The 15,349-nt window shown below is 60.4% G+C and carries 10 protein-coding genes; 9 read left to right on the forward strand and 1 reads right to left on the reverse strand.

From position 1 onward, the window contains the following. The first annotated feature begins 53 nt into the window (after positions 1 to 53). Entirely contained in the window at positions 54 to 3,716 is a 3,663-nt protein-coding gene (gene putA, locus NHH73_01690; GenBank protein ID USX27040.1) for a trifunctional transcriptional regulator/proline dehydrogenase/L-glutamate gamma-semialdehyde dehydrogenase, read from the forward strand. Between the two features lie 185 nt (positions 3,717 to 3,901). Here the strand turns inward: putA and NHH73_01695 are convergent, their stop codons facing one another. Beyond that, a complete protein-coding gene (locus NHH73_01695) occupies positions 3,902 to 4,588 on the reverse strand; it encodes a 5'-methylthioadenosine/adenosylhomocysteine nucleosidase (protein ID USX27041.1) in 687 nt (228 codons plus the stop codon). A gap of 933 nt (positions 4,589 to 5,521) precedes the next feature. Here NHH73_01695 and NHH73_01700 point away from each other — a divergent pair. The 8 genes from NHH73_01700 to NHH73_01735 all read left to right on the forward strand — a co-directional run bounded on the left by NHH73_01700 (position 5,522) and on the right by NHH73_01735 (position 15,325). After that, the gene (locus NHH73_01700) at positions 5,522 to 6,559 is read left to right on the forward strand and encodes a nitronate monooxygenase (GenBank protein ID USX29762.1); all 1,038 of its coding nucleotides are present in this window, start codon (positions 5,522 to 5,524) and stop codon (positions 6,557 to 6,559) included. Between the two features lie 66 nt (positions 6,560 to 6,625). Further along, complete coding sequence (locus NHH73_01705) at positions 6,626 to 8,254, forward strand: GMC family oxidoreductase N-terminal domain-containing protein (GenBank protein USX27042.1); 1,629 nt, start codon at positions 6,626 to 6,628, stop codon at positions 8,252 to 8,254. A gap of 124 nt (positions 8,255 to 8,378) precedes the next feature. Then, positions 8,379 to 9,149 (forward strand): ABC transporter ATP-binding protein, encoded by a 771-nt coding sequence (locus NHH73_01710; protein USX29763.1) that lies wholly within the window; start codon positions 8,379 to 8,381, stop codon positions 9,147 to 9,149. Then, entirely contained in the window at positions 9,149 to 9,856 is a 708-nt protein-coding gene (locus tag NHH73_01715) for an ABC transporter ATP-binding protein (protein ID USX27043.1), read from the forward strand. The genes NHH73_01710 and NHH73_01715 overlap by 1 nt, the downstream gene beginning before the upstream one ends. A 63-nt stretch (positions 9,857 to 9,919) precedes the next feature. Continuing rightward, positions 9,920 to 11,128, forward strand: coding sequence for an ABC transporter substrate-binding protein (locus tag NHH73_01720; GenBank protein USX27044.1), 1,209 nt, complete (start codon positions 9,920 to 9,922; stop codon positions 11,126 to 11,128). A gap of 140 nt (positions 11,129 to 11,268) precedes the next feature. Beyond that, on the forward strand, positions 11,269 to 12,153 hold the full coding sequence (locus NHH73_01725) for a branched-chain amino acid ABC transporter permease (protein ID USX27045.1): 885 nt from the start codon (positions 11,269 to 11,271) through the stop codon (positions 12,151 to 12,153). Between the two features lie 9 nt (positions 12,154 to 12,162). Then, on the forward strand, positions 12,163 to 13,137 hold the full coding sequence (locus NHH73_01730) for a branched-chain amino acid ABC transporter permease (protein ID USX27046.1): 975 nt from the start codon (positions 12,163 to 12,165) through the stop codon (positions 13,135 to 13,137). Positions 13,138 to 13,267: 130 nt separating this feature from the next. Continuing rightward, positions 13,268 to 15,325, forward strand: a complete 2,058-nt coding sequence (locus NHH73_01735; GenBank protein ID USX27047.1) for a D-(-)-3-hydroxybutyrate oligomer hydrolase — start codon at positions 13,268 to 13,270, stop codon at positions 15,323 to 15,325. Positions 15,326 to 15,349: the final 24 nt, after the last annotated feature.

Here is a 15,349-nt window from a genome sequence, read left to right on the forward strand (position 1 = left end):
AGAGCGTGTTTTTGTAAGTGGACGCTCCTACATTTCTATTCCGAGAGCCATTCATGCAAGCAGCAGATCCGACCATTTTTACCCCCTTCGCAGCGTTACAAGCAGAAATCCTGCGCGACCCGATTCCATTGCGCGCAGCAGTGACGGCGGCCTACCGGCGCGACGAAGTGAGCGCGGTTCAGTGGTTGTTGGATCAGATCAAAAAGAACGACGCCGACAGTCTGCAAAAAGCCCAGCAACTGGCGCATAAACTGGTCAGCTCGGTGCGCGAACAGCGCACCCGCGCCTCCGGTGTCGATGCGCTGATGCACGAGTTTTCGCTGTCGTCGGAAGAAGGCGTGGCGCTGATGTGCCTGGCCGAAGCACTGTTGCGTATTCCCGACAATGCCACCGCCGACCGCCTGATCGCCGACAAAATCAGCAAAGGCGACTGGCGCAAGCACCTGGGCGAGTCGCCCTCGCTGTTCGTCAACGCTGCCACGTGGGGCCTGCTGATCACCGGCAAACTGGTCAGCACCAACAGCGAAACCGGCCTCGGTTCGGCGCTGACCAAGCTCATTTCCAAGGGCGGCGAGCCGCTGATCCGCAAAGGCGTCGATCTGGCGATGCGCATGCTGGGCAATCAATTCGTCACCGGCCAGACCATCGACGAGGCCATCAAGAACGGCCAGGGCAACGAAGCGCGCGGCTACCGTTATTCCTATGACATGCTGGGCGAGGCGGCGCTGACCGAAGCCGACGCCAAGAACTACTATGCCTCGTACGAGACGGCGATCCACGCGATCGGCAAGGCTTCGAACGGCCGCGGCATCAAAAACGGTCCCGGCATTTCGGTCAAACTGTCGGCGCTGCACCCGCGTTACAGCAGAGCGCAGCGCGCCCGCGTGATGGAGGAATTGCTGCCGCGTATGCGTCAACTGGTACTGCTGGCCAAGCACTACAACATCGGCCTGAACATCGATGCGGAAGAGGCCGATCGCCTGGAGTTGTCGCTGGACCTGATGGAGGCGCTGGCTTACGACCCGGAACTGGCCGGATTCGAAGGCATCGGCTTCGTCGTGCAGGCGTATCAGAAGCGCTGCCCGTTCGCGATCGATTTCCTGATCGACCTGGCCAAGCGCAGCGGCCGCAAATTCATGGTTCGCCTGGTCAAGGGCGCTTATTGGGATGCCGAGATCAAGCGCGCCCAGGTGGACGGCATGAGCGGCTACCCGGTCTACACACGCAAGGTCTACACCGACGTTTCCTATCTGGTGTGCGCACAAAAGCTGCTGGCCGCGACCGACGTGATCTATCCACAGTTCGCCACGCACAACGCGCAAACCTTGTCGACCATCTACACCTGGGCCAAGCGCGACGGCGTGACCGACTACGAATTCCAGTGCCTGCACGGCATGGGCGAATCGCTGTACGACCAGGTTGTGGGCAAGGACAATTTGGACAAGCCGTGCCGCATTTATGCGCCGGTCGGCACCCATGAAACCTTGCTGGCTTACCTGGTGCGCCGCCTGCTCGAGAACGGTGCCAACTCGTCGTTCGTCAACCAGATCGTCGACGAGGCGATTCCGATCGAATCGCTGATCAAGGACCCGATCGCCATGGCGCGCGAGCAGGGCGGTCAACCGCACGCCGGTATTCCGCTGCCGCAAGCCATGTTTGGCGCGGAACGCAAGAACTCGGCCGGCTTCGACCTGGCCAACGAGGACGTGTTGCGCAATATTTCAGCAGCCTTGGCTGAGCCTCGGACCTGGTACGCATCGCCGCTGCTGGCGGGCGGCGTCAGCGTCGGCCAGCCGGTGCAGGATGTCAGCAACCCGGCCCAACACAGCGATGTTGTCGGCAAGCTGGTCGAAGCAACCACCACCGACGTCGACAGCGCGCTGATCAGCGCCAGCAATTTCGCGATGGACTGGCAGACCACCGAACCTTCGCAACGCGCCGCAGCGCTGAACCGCGCCGCCGACCTGTTCGAAGCGAATGCCATGGAGCTGATGACCCTGGCCATCCGCGAAGCCGGTAAATCGCTGCCGAACGCCATCGCAGAACTGCGCGAAGCGGTCGATTTCCTGCGTTATTACGCGGCCGAGGTCGCCGGTTCGACGAATACCCTGGCGCTGGGTCCGGTCACGTGCATCAGCCCGTGGAACTTCCCGCTGGCCATTTTCACCGGCCAGGTCGCCGCCTCGCTGGCTGCCGGCAATGTGGTGCTGGCCAAACCGGCCGAGCAAACGCCGCTGATCGCGCACCGCGCGGTCGAGTTATTGCACGAAGCGGGCATTCCGCGCGCCGCGCTGCAATTCCTCCCGGGCCGCGGCGAAGTGGTCGGCGCCGCGCTGACCGCCGATCCGCGTGTCAAAGGCGTGATTTTCACCGGCTCGACGGAAGTTGCCCAGCTGATCAACCGCACCCTGGCCAAACGTGCGGCCGCCGAAAACATCGAGATTCCGCTGATCGCCGAGACCGGTGGCCAGAACGCGATGATCGTCGACTCGTCGGCGTTGCCGGAACAAGTAGTGCAGGATGCGATTTCGTCCGCCTTCGACAGCGCCGGCCAGCGTTGCTCGGCGCTGCGCGTACTGTTCCTGCAGGAAGATATCGCCGACAAGACCATCAAAATGCTCAAAGGCGCGATGCTGGAGTTGAAAGTTGGCTGCCCGGACCGCCTGGTCACCGATATCGGCCCCGTCATCGATGCCGAAGCGCAGCAAAACCTGCTGGCGCACATCAACAAGCTCAAGGGCACGGCGTTGAACTACTTCTCGCTGGATCTGCCATCGAGCGTGATTACCGCCGGCACTTTTGTTCCGCCGACGGTGCTGGAGATCCGTTCGCTGTCGGAATTGACGCAAGAAGTCTTCGGCCCGGTGCTGCACGTGATCCGCTACAAGCGCGCCGATCTGCCGAAACTGGTCCAGCAAATCAACGACAGCGGCTTTGGCCTGACCCTGGGCGTGCACTCGCGCATCGATGAAACGATCGACTACATCAGCTCGAATGCGCATGTCGGCAATATCTACGTGAACCGCAACATCGTCGGCGCGGTTGTCGGTGTGCAGCCCTTCGGTGGCGAAGGCAAATCCGGCACCGGCCCGAAAGCGGGCGGACCTCTATACCTGAAACGCCTGCAGCGCGGCGAAACTGCCACGCCGCAGCACCGCCACGACCGCCAAGCGACGCCGGCACTTGACGCCCTGACCGCCTGGGCGCAAAAGCACGGCCGCGACGGCATCGCCAAGCTGGCCGATCAGTACAGCCGCACGACCATGCTGGGCAGCCTGACCGCCTTGCCAGGTCCGACCGGCGAGCGCAACACGCTGGCGCTGGTGCCGCGTGGCGCGGTGGTGTGCGCCGCAGGCACCCAGGACGGCCTGCTGAACCAGCTGGCCGCAGTCCTCGCCACGGGAAATATCGCCTTGCTCGCCGGCGACACGGCCAAGCTGGTGCCAGCCGATCTGCCGGCCACGGTGAGGGACCGGATCAAGCCAGTTGCCGATTTAAACGGTTTCGAAGGCGATTTCCAGATCGCCCTGGTTGAATCGATGCTGGCCGGCAGCCTGTACAGCCCATTGGCGGCCCGTAGCGGCGCCCTGGTGAGCCTGATCGACACCAACGAGGACGGGGCTATCCCACTGTGGCGTTTGCTTGCTGAGCGCGCTCTGTGCGTCAACACGACCGCTGCGGGCGGCAACGCCAGCCTGATGACGCTCGAAGCGTAAGAAAAACCAGCTGTCAACGCCAAGGGCCGGGATCAAACCCGGCCCTTTTTACATCCGGGGTCATACATCCGGGGTCAGGTCCACCATTTCTACACGAGCTCAGGTTTAAGTGGCCCAAATGGCCGCTCCAGGGCAGCTACGGCTAAGTCCGTGTAGAAATGGTGGACCTGACCCCGGAGTTGCTTTTACTGCTTGCAGAAGTTGTGGATAACCTCGAACGCGTAGCGCGATGCTACCGTTTTGATGAAATGCATGAAGTCGACGGCGGCGTCGTCGTTGGCGTTGTCGGAGATCGTTCGGATCACCGCGAACGGAATGCCAAGCTCGAAACACACTTGCGCGACAGCTGCGCCTTCCATTTCCACTGCCAGTAATTCAGGCAACGCCGCTTTGATGGCTTGGATTTGCGCCAGTTTTCCGATGAACTGGTCGCCACTGGCGATCAATCCGCGATGCACACGCGTGGTTTTGGCCGCTGCGATTGCCAATCTTTCCGTCAATGCGACGTCGGTGGCGAAGTGCGATAGTCCTGTCAGCGGTATTTCAAATTTTGGAAACAGCGGGCTGGCGTCGAAATCATGCTGAACCAGCGCTTCCGCGACGACGATATCGCCCACCTTGACGTTTTTATCCCCGCTTCCGGCGACGCCGGTGAAGACGATGTGGGTAACTCCGAACTTTTCCACAAGGATTGCGGCTGTCATTGCTGCTGCAACCTTGCCTATACGCGACAGAACGCACACAGCGTCGATTTCCCAGAGTGTCCCTGTCGTGTACTCCCTCATACCATGGACGTGCTTGTAGGGGCTCTGAAGGGCTTCTATCAGCCCATGCTGTTCTTCAGCCAACGCACTAATGATGCCTAGACGCATATCTTTTTCCTGTTTTTCGAGGGTGGGCTGTGGACTTCCAGCGAGTTCTCCACAGTGCGAAGCTAAAAACGATCGATTTTAAGGCGTTTTTTGCCGTGTAAACGGGTCTTTGCCCACGAAGAGGGCCTCAGATTTCGTCGGAAATCTGCGGTTTTTTCGGTTTTCGGAGTGTTTTTCGCTTTTCATGGTTTAGTAGTTTACAAAGATATATATAAAAAATAGTAGTAGTAGTAAACGGACATTTAGCTGTGGATAAGTTCTGTATACGTTTACGAATCATTGGTTTACGCGAAAGATAAGCACTTGCATAAGCGCTGTAACATTTACGGAGCAATTCTGTATAAAATGTCGGCCCTTGGATAACTTCGTGCTTACTCACAACTCATCCTGTGGATATCCAGTAAGTTATGCACAGGCAGCACGGTTTTGCAGGGTTTCCTGAGCTTTTCAGCAACATCAACGACGGTCACCGCGCCAAAGGCATCGACGGCGCATCGATGGCGGATTACGACCTTCGGTCTAATCCGCCCTACGTGTCTACAGAGCAATCTTTTGTTTTGCATGTCTTCAGCTACATGCAATCACTTTTCCCATTTTTGCGACTTCTTTTTTGACCCATGGTCTTCAGGCGCTTGCGCCTTGGTTCTTGGGTTTTCTTCGAGCCGCGTGAACTATGGTTTACTCTAAAGATGTATATATAAAAATAGTAGTAGTTGTTAACGTAGACACTTTTCTGTGGATAAGTCCTCATTTTGGATTAGAATCAGGCGTTTACGAACTTCATAAGCAGGCTCGTAAGCCGTGTATGACAAAAGAACTGTTTTGGGATAAGAAAACAGCTCCTCAGAAATTTTTTGTTTACTCACATATCGTGCCTGTGGATATCCATAGACTTATCCACAGGGGTAAGTGGGCCTTTAAGTGAGAAATATGATGAATCTGACATCCGTCTTCCCCCATCCAATCGTTCAGGGGCCGACCGCTGGCGGTCCCAACACCCCGGCCCAAGTCGCCGCTGTCTCCAATGCCGGTGCACTCGGTTCGATGGCGTGCTCCTTACTTTCTCCAGCCGCGATCCGCGAACAAACCGCGCAAATCCGTGCGTTGACGAACAAGCCCTTTTGCCTCAACTTCTTTGTCCTGGAGACTCCACAGCCTGACCCGGCCGAGATCGCCCAAGCCACAGAATGGCTGAAACCACTCTGGTCTTCGCTGGGTTGGACCGAGTTACCCACGCCGAGCAAGTGGTGCGAAGACTTCACGGCCCAGTTTGAGGCGCTGATCGAATTGCGCCCGGCTGTCGCCAGCTTCACTTTCGGCATCTTGAGCGCTGACCAAATCCAGCGTTTGCACGACGCAGGCATTCTCGCGATCGGCACAATCACCCATGCCCAGGAAGCCATCGAATGGCAGAGCAGGGGCGCCGATGCGGTGATCGCTTCCGGCACCGAGTCGGGCGGCCATCGCGGCACCTTCATCGGCGCGCAGGAAGACGCGACATTGAAAACGTTCGAGCTGCTGCCGAAAATAGTGGCAGCGGTGGATATTCCGGTCATCGCCGCCGGCGGCATCATGGACGGCGCCGACATCAAGCGGGCGCTGGACGCGGGCGCGCAGGCGGTACAGATGGGCACCGCGTTCCTGGTAACCGACGAATCGGCAATTAATCCACACTACAAACAACGCCTGTTAACCGCCGGCGACCATCCGACACGCCTGACGCGCACTTTTTCCGGCCGCTACGCGCGCGGATTGGTGAACCGCCTGATGCGTGAGCTGGAGCCCGTGGAAGCCCAATTGCCTGCATATCCCGTACAAAACGCGCTAACCTCGCCGATCCGCGCGGAAGCGGCCAAGCGCGGCGATACTGAATTGATGTCGCTGTGGTGCGGCACCGGTGTCGCCCGCGCCAGGCCGATGCCTGCCGCCAAGCTTGTTGAAACATTGCTATCGGAGATGAACGCAGCGTAGACTAAGGGACCGCCGAGAGAGCGTAAAACGCCCCGGCATACCGAGTCATCCTTGGAGGAGCAGTTTTTGGAATCAGCAGGCGACTACGATTACATCATCATTGGGGCAGGCTCGGCTGGCTGCGTTTTGGCAAACCGTTTAAGCGCGGATAGAAACGTCGATGTCCTGCTGATCGAGGCCGGCGGCAGGGACGATTATGTATGGATACACATCCCGGTTGGCTATCTGCATTGCATCGACAATCCCCGTACCGACTGGATGTTCCGCACCGAGGCCGACGCCGGCCTCAACGGACGCAGCCTGCTTTACCCGCGCGGCAAAGTACTCGGTGGAAGTTCCTCCATCAACGGCATGATTTACATGCGCGGCCAGGCGCAAGACTACGACCGCTGGGCCGAGCTGACCGGCGACACCAGCTGGCGCTGGGACGCGGTGCTGCCGCTATTTAAAAAGAGCGAGGATTATCACGGTGGCGCGTCCGAAGATCACGGCGCCGGCGGTCCGTGGCGCGTGGAAAAGCAGCGCCTGTCCTGGCAGATACTGGACGCATTCCGCGACGCGGCCGAACAAACCGGCATCGCCAAGGTCGACGATTTCAATCGCGGCGACAACGCCGGCTGCGGCTATTTCGACGTCAATCAAAAACGCGGCATCCGCTGGAACACGGCGAAAGCTTTTCTGAAGCCGGTGTCCGGCCGCCCGAATCTGACCGTCATGACCGGCTGCCACGTGGAACGCTTGCAGATCGAAATGACCGACCAGGGACCCGTGTGCAAAGGCGTGATTTTCACCGGCGGCGGCGCCAAATATCAAGCGATGGCCGCGAAAGAAACCATTCTGGCCGCTGGCGCCGTTGGTTCGCCGCAGATTTTGCAGTGCTCCGGAATCGGCTCGGCCGCGAAGCTGCTTCATCACGGTATCGCGCCGCTGGCCGATCTGCCGGGCGTCGGAGAAAACCTGCAGGACCATCTGCAACTGCGCATGATCTACAAGCTCGGCGGCGGCGCCCGCACCTTGAACACGATGGCCTCCAACTGGTTCGGCAAAATGAAAATCGGCCTGGAGTATGCGATGTTCCAGAGTGGGCCGATGTCGATGGCGCCGTCGCAGCTGGGCGCGTTCGCGCGCTCCGATGCCAATCAGCCGACTCCCAATCTTCAGTACCATGTGCAGCCTTTGTCGCTGGAAAAATTCGGCGACCCTTTGCACGCCTTCCCCGCGTTCACCGCCAGCGTGTGCAACCTGCGTCCGACATCGCGCGGCCACGTGCACATCGCCGGCGCCGATTCGTACGCCCCTCCCAAGATTTCGCCGATGTATTTGAGCACCGCCGAGGACCGCAAGGTGGCGGCGGCGGCGCTGACGTTGACGCGCCAGATCGTCGCGTCGCCCGCGCTGAACAAGTTCGCGCCCGAGGAATACAAGCCCGGCATCCACTACCGCACCGAGGAAGAGCTCGCGGAGGCGGCGGGCCATATCGGCACCACCATCTTCCATCCGGTCGGCACCTGCAAGATGGGTCGCGCCGACGATCCCACCGCTGTCGTCGATAGCGAATTGCGTGTCATCGGCGTCGCCGGTCTGCGCGTTGTGGACGCATCCATCATGCCCTTTATCACATCCGGAAATACTAATTCTCCCACCATCATGATCGCCGAAAAAGCTTCAGAAATGATCCGTTCAGCCTGGAAATGATGAGACCGCTAGTTAGCGTTAGATCAAAAGTAAGTAGTAGTTATACTGTATTGTTAGCTAATTTTTTACTCTGTATGATCTAAAAAAAATTTGTACCTTGAACCATAAAAGCAAGGGAGACAGGATGTCCGGTGTTATCTTGGAAACGAAGAACTTGACCAAGCAGTTCAGAGGTTTTACTGCGGTCAACGATGTCAATTTGAAAGTCCAGCGCGGTCATATCCACGCGCTGATCGGCCCCAACGGCGCCGGTAAAACCACATGTTTTAATTTGCTTACCAAATTTCTGGTGCCGACTTCGGGCCAGATTCTGTTCAACGAAAAAGACATTACCTCCGCCAAGCCGGCCCAGATCGCCCGCATGGGTGTGATTCGTTCGTTTCAGATTTCGGCGGTGTTTCCGCATCTGACGGTGCTGCAGAATGTCCGCATCGGATTGCAGCGCCAGCTTGGGACCAGCTTCCATTTCTGGCAAAGTGAACGCGCGTTAAACAAGCTCAACGATCGCGCGATGCAGTTGCTGGCCGAGGTCGATCTGACCGAGTTCGCCGACACCGTCACCGTCGATATGCCTTACGGGCGCAAGCGCGCTTTGGAGATCGCCACCACGTTGGCGATGGAGCCGGAGCTGATGCTGCTCGATGAACCGACGCAGGGCATGGGCCACGAGGACGTGCACCGCGTAACCGACCTCATCAAAAAAGTGTCGGCCGGCCGCACCATTTTGATGGTCGAACACAACATGAAAGTCGTGTCCGGCATCTGCGACAAGATCTCCGTGTTGCAGCGCGGCGCCATGCTGGCCGAGGGCACCTACGCCGAGGTCTCGCGCAACGCGCAAGTAATGGAAGCGTACATGGGCACCGAAGCCGCCGAGCTGGAAGGAGCCCATTGATGACGGCCGCCCTGCAAATCTCCAACCTGCAAACCTGGTACGGCGAATCGCACATCCTGCACGACGTCAACCTGACGGTGCAGCCTGGCGAAGTGGTCACACTGCTGGGCCGCAACGGCGCCGGCCGCACCACCACCTTGCGCGCCGTGATGGGACTGACCGGCGCGCGCAAGGGCTCGATCAAGATCAACGGTGTCGAGGCGATCGGTTTGCCGACGCACAAAATCGCCCACCTTGGCGTTGGTTACTGCCCCGAGGAGCGTGGCATTTTCGCCTCGCTGTCGACCGAGGAAAACCTGCTGCTGCCGCCGCAGTTGTCGACCGGCGAGAAGGGGATGTCGATCAAGGAAATCTACACGATGTTTCCCAACCTGGAAGAGCGCAAGCACAGCCAGGGAACCCGCCTGTCGGGAGGCGAGCAGCAGATGCTGGCGGTGGCGCGCATCCTGCGCACCGGCGCGCGCCTGTTGCTGCTCGATGAAATTTCGGAGGGCCTGGCGCCCGTCATCGTGCAAGGCCTGGCGCGCATGATCACCACCCTGAAATCGAAGGGCTACACCATCGTCATGGTGGAACAGAATTTCCGGTTCGCCGCGCCGCTGGCGGATCGGTTTTATGTGATGGAACACGGGCAGATCGTCGAGACCTTTGTTTCATCGGAACTGAGCGACAAGATGCCGGTGCTGACCGAGCTGCTTGGCGTGTAGATATTTACTTCATCGTTCTGTGACCATACAAATCTAAATCACGACTATTCGAACGGAGACAAAATGAAACTCAAAGCTATCACCATTGCCGCCACTGCCATCTGCGCGCTGGGGCTGTCCTTCGCCGCGCAAGCGCAAGTGTCCGGCGACACCATCAAGATCGGCATGATCACCGACATGTCCGGCCTGTACACGGATATCGACGGCGCCGGCGGCGCCGAGGCGATCAAAATGGCGATCGCGGACGCCGGCGTTGTCATCGCCGGCAAGAAGGTGGAGTTCATCTCCGCCGACCACCAGAACAAGGCCGACATCGCCGCCTCCAAGGCGCGCGAATGGTTCGACCAGCAGGGCGTCGACATGCTGATCGGCGGCACCAACTCCGGCGCCAACCTGGCCATGGCCAAGGTCGCCGCGGAAAAGAAAAAGGTCTTTATCTCGATCGGCGCCGGCTCGGCCCGCCTGACCAACGAGGAGTGCACGCCTTACACCGTGCACTACGCCTACGACACCATCGCGCTGGCGCGCGGCACCGGCGGGGCCATCGTCAAGCAGGGCGGCAAGAGCTGGTACTTCATGACCGCCGACTATGCGTTCGGCCAGTCGCTGGAGAAGGACACGGCCGATGTGGTCAAGGCCGCCGGCGGCAAGGTGATGGGTTCGGTCAAACATCCATTGTCGGCGTCGGACTTCTCGTCCTTCCTGCTGCAGGCGCAGTCGTCGGGCGCGCAGATCCTCGGCCTGGCCAACGCCGGCGGCGACGCGATCAACTCGATCAAGGCCGCCAACGAGTTCGGCATCACCAAGAAGATGAAACTGGCCGGCTTGCTGATCTTCATTAACGACATCCACTCGCTGGGCCTGAACCTGACGCAGGGCATGTACCTGACCGACGGCTGGTACTGGGACCAGAACCAGGAAACGCGCGATTGGTCGAAGCGCTACTTCGCCAAGATGAAGAAGTCGCCGTCGATGCTGCAGGCGGCCGACTACTCGGCCGCCGCCAACTACCTGAAAGCGGTCAAGGCCGTGGGTACCGACGACGCCGACAAAGTCATGGCCCATCTGAAGGCCAACAAGATCAACGACATGTTCACCAAAAACGGCGTGATCCGTCCGGACGGCCGGATGGTCCACGACATGTACCTGATGGAAGTGAAGAAGCCTTCGGAATCGAAATATCCTTGGGATTACTACAAGGTCGTGGCCACCATTCCGGGCGACCAGGCGTACGCCACCAAGGCCGAAACCAAATGCAGCCTGTGGAAATAAGCTGAGTTGTGCACAGGGCCGGCGCGGCGCCACTCCGCGTGGCGTGGCGCCGGTCCGTTCCTTGTGTTTGCCTTTGTTCTTGTCTTTGTCCTCTTATTCCGCCTCGCCGTCCGGCCAGGTGCTCTTTAGACTGTGATCTCATGGAAATTTTCGGCTATCCCTTGAGCGTATGGATGAGCCAGCTGCTGCTGGGGCTGGTGAACGGCTCGTTCTACGCGATGCTGTCACTCGGCCTGGCCGTCATCTTTGGCCTTCTCAACGTGATTAACTTTTCCCACGGCGCCCTGTACATGATGGGCGCGTTCGTGGCTTGGATGGGGATGACTTATTTTGGTCTGAACTACTGGACCATGCTGCTGCTGGCGCCGCTGATCATCGGCGTGTTCGGCATCGTTATCGAAAAAACCATGCTGCGCCATCTGTACAAGCTCGACCATCTGTATGGCTTGCTGCTGACCTTCGGCATCACCTTGCTGGTGGAAGGCGTGTTCCGCTCCTTCTACGGCGTCTCGGGCCAACCGTTCCAGGTGCCCGATGCGCTGGCCGGCGCGACCGATCTCGGTTTTATGGTGATGCCGAATTACCGCGCCTGGGTGGTGGTGGCGTCCGTAGTGGTCTGCCTGGCCACCTGGTACGTCATCGAAAAGACCAAACTTGGCGCCTATTTGCGCGCCGGCACCGAGAATCCGAAGCTGGTGGAGGCGTTCGGCATCAACGTTCCGCTGATGGTCACGCTCACCTATGGCTTCGGCGTCGCTTTGGCGGGCTTTGCAGGGGTGCTGGCGGCCCCGATCATCCAGGTGCAGCCCCTGATGGGTCAGAACCTGATTATCGTCGTATTCGCCGTTGTGGTGATCGGGGGCATGGGGTCGATCATGGGTTCGATCCTCACCGGCCTGGGCCTGGGGGTGATCGAGGGCTTGACCAAGGTTGTGTACGCGCCGTTTTCATCGACGGTGGTGTTTCTCGTGATGGTCGTCGTGCTGCTGATCCGTCCCGCTGGCTTGTTCGGTAAAGAAAAATAGGAGGGGACGATGGACAAGAAAATTGGTTATACGATCGCATTGGCGATCGCCCTCGCGGCGCCGTTTGTCGGCTACCCGGTGTTCCTCGCAAAACTGCTGTGCTTTGTGCTGTTCGCCTGCGCCTTTAACTTGCTGATCGGCTTCACCGGCCTGCTGTCGTTCGGCCATGCGGCCTTCTTCGGCGGCGCCGGCTATGTGGCCGGCAACGCGCTCAAGGTCTGGGGTTTGCCGACCGAGCTCGGCATCCTGGCCGGCGTCGTCGGCGCCGCCTTGCTGGGCTTGGTGATGGGCGGGCTGGCGATCCGCCGCCAGGGCATCTACTTCTCGATGATCACCCTGGCGCTGGCGCAGATGGTGTTCTTCGGCGCCCTCAGCGCCGGCGAGTTCACCGGCGGCGAGGACGGCCTGCAAGGTGTTCCACGTGGAAAGCTGCTCGGCGTGGTCGACCTGTCCAACGACACCGCGCTGTACTTCTTCGTGCTGGCCATCGCCGTGCTGGCGTTCGCGCTGATCGTACGCATCGTCCACTCGCCGTTCGGCCAGGTGCTCAAGGCGATCAAGGAGAACGAACCGCGCGCCGTCTCGCTGGGCTACGACGTCGACAAGTACAAGCTGCTGGCCTTCGTGCTGTCGGCCGCGCTGGCGGGCTTGGCGGGCTCCACCAAGGTGCTGGTGCAGGGCTTCGAGACCCTGACCGACGTCCACTGGACCATGTCGGGCCTGGTGATCCTGATGACCCTGGTGGGCGGCATGGGCACCCTGGCCGGTCCGATCCTCGGCGCGGTGATCATTATCATGCTGGAGAACAAACTGGGCGACTGGGGCATCTACCTGACCCGGGTCACCGGCATCGAATGGTTCAACACCATCGGCGAAGCCGTCACCATGGTGATCGGCCTGATCTTCATCGTTTGCGTGTTGTTATTCCGCCGCGGAATCATCGGCGAAATCGTCGCCAAGCTCGGCAATAAGAAGCCTGCATGATCTAGCACAGACGCCGGGCGTTCTGCCCGGCGTCCTTTTCAAATCGAGAGTAAATTTTTTTATCCGGCCTTGGGCTGGATTGGGGGTAGTCCGTCTGTTGCTTTGAGTCTTACTGGAAGAAGAGGATGACATGCATACCAAGAAAATCACGCTGGCGCTGGCCGGCATCGCACTGACCGCTTGTGGCCATCACCACGATGAGCCCGAAATCATCAATGAACGTCCGAGTTTTCTCGGCACCATCACCGCCAAAACCTACGACGGCGTCAGCGACGATTTGCTGACCGCCGGCCTGGGGGCGACCGGTCTTGCCGGCGCGCTGTCAGCTTACGCCGACCCCTTGAACCCGACCCCGGCGGAATTGCGCCGCAATGCCATCTACGCCAATTACAGGGCCATCCAGGACATCAGCTCGGCCGCCGGTTACGGCAGGCTGTACGGCCCGAATGTCGACGTCAGCGGCAACCCGACGACGGGCGAGGGCAAGATCGCCGGCAGCGAGTTCATCGCCTACGCGGACGACGGCACCGGCAGCAAGAATGTCACGCTGATGGTGCAAATACCGGCCAGCTTCGACGCCAACAATCCCTGCATCATCACGGGCGCGTCGAGCGGCTCGCGCGGCGTCTACGGCGCCATCGGCACGTCCGGCGAGTGGGGCCTGAAGAACAAGTGCGCGGTCGCCTATAGCGACAAGGGGTCCGGCACCGGCCTCTACACCTTCGATGACGACAGCGTGAACCTGCAGAACGGCGCGCGGGCGCCGCGCACGGCCGCCGCCAGGAACTCCAACTTCACGCCGATATTGAGTGACGCGGACCGCGCCGCCTTTGCCGCTTCCAAGCCCGGCCGCATCGCCTTCAAGCACGCCCACTCGCAACAGAATCCGGAAAAGGATTGGGGCAACCACACGTTGCAGGCAGTCGAATTCGCGTTCTACATGCTCAACGAGCAATACGGCCGCTACGCGCGGGACAACACGCACCACGTGGTGCGCTTCACGCCGACCAACACCATTACGATCGGCTCCAGCATCTCCAATGGGGCCGCCTCGGCCTTGCTGGCGGCCGAGCAGGATACGAAGGGCCTGATCGACGGCGTGGCCGCCAACGAGCCGCAAATCCAGCCGCGCACCGCCACCGGGTACTCGATCCGCCAGAACGGCGTGCCGGTGGCGGGGCAGGGCAAGTGGCTGATCGATTACTCCACCTACGCCGCGCTGTACCAGCCGTGCATCGCCTCCACGGCGGCGGCGCCCGGCCGCTGCACGGCGCTGGTGGCCAAGGGCTTGCTGACCGGAGCGGATCTCGCTGCGCAGCAAGAGGATGCGCGCGCGCGGTTGAGGGCATACGGCTGGCTGCCGGATTCCGACGTGCTGCAGGCCTCGCACGCGCTGACCACGGTGCTGGTCGCCGTGACCTACGCCAATGCCTACGGCCGCTTCTCGGTGACCGACCAGCTGTGCGGATTTACGTTTGCCCCGACCGATGCGGCCGGCTCGCCGGTGCCGTTCACGCCGGCGCAGCGCGCCGCCAGCTTCGCCACGCAGAACGGCATCATCGGCACGCCGGTCTACGAGGCGTCGGTGGGCGGACCGAAGGCGTACAACGTCGGCGTCTCGCCAAGCACCAATCTGGCCGACCAGTCGCTTGACGGTTTCCTGTGCCTGCGCGCATTGGCGACCGGCATCGATCCTGTCAACGGCAACGCGCTGACCGGCACCTTGGCCGAGCAGAGCGCGCGCGTGCGCTCAGGCGCCGCCGAGGTGCTGGCGACCGGCAATCTGCATGGCAAGCCGGCGATCATCGCGGCGGGCCGTAGCGACACGCTGATGGTGGTGAACTTCAACTCTCGCGCGTATCTGGGCTTGAATGCGCTGACCGAGGGGCCCGCCAGCAAACTACGCTACATCGAGGTGTTGAACGCCAACCACTTCGACACCTTCACCAGCGTCTTCCCGCAGAACATCGTGCCGTTGCATATCTACCTGTTCCGCGCGCTGGACGCGATGATGGCCCACCTGCGCAACCCGAACGTACCTTTGCCGCCGTCGCAGGTGGTGCGCACGGTGACGCGGCCGGACGCGGCGACGCCGATGACCGTGGCCAATCTGCCGCCCTTCGTGCAAGCGCCCGCGCCGGGCAACCTGATCAACGTGAGCGGCACGACGGTGGATGTCCCGCAGTAAGGTTGATGTTGAAAGCGGCGGCGT

Source organism: Oxalobacteraceae bacterium OTU3CINTB1 (assembly GCA_024123955.1).
GTDB lineage: Bacteria > Pseudomonadota > Gammaproteobacteria > Burkholderiales > Burkholderiaceae_D > Rugamonas.

Coding starts and splice junctions, on each gene's coding strand:
- putA (USX27040.1), top strand. CDS start 54: ATGCAAGCAGCAGATCCGACCATTTTTACCCCCTTCGCAGCGTTACAA.
- NHH73_01695 (USX27041.1), bottom strand. CDS start 4,588: ATGCGTCTAGGCATCATTAGTGCGTTGGCTGAAGAACAGCATGGGCTG.
- NHH73_01700 (USX29762.1), top strand. CDS start 5,522: ATGAATCTGACATCCGTCTTCCCCCATCCAATCGTTCAGGGGCCGACC.
- NHH73_01710 (USX29763.1), top strand. CDS start 8,379: ATGTCCGGTGTTATCTTGGAAACGAAGAACTTGACCAAGCAGTTCAGA.
- NHH73_01715 (USX27043.1), top strand. CDS start 9,149: ATGACGGCCGCCCTGCAAATCTCCAACCTGCAAACCTGGTACGGCGAA.
- NHH73_01720 (USX27044.1), top strand. CDS start 9,920: ATGAAACTCAAAGCTATCACCATTGCCGCCACTGCCATCTGCGCGCTG.
- NHH73_01725 (USX27045.1), top strand. CDS start 11,269: ATGGAAATTTTCGGCTATCCCTTGAGCGTATGGATGAGCCAGCTGCTG.
- NHH73_01730 (USX27046.1), top strand. CDS start 12,163: ATGGACAAGAAAATTGGTTATACGATCGCATTGGCGATCGCCCTCGCG.
- NHH73_01735 (USX27047.1), top strand. CDS start 13,268: ATGCATACCAAGAAAATCACGCTGGCGCTGGCCGGCATCGCACTGACC.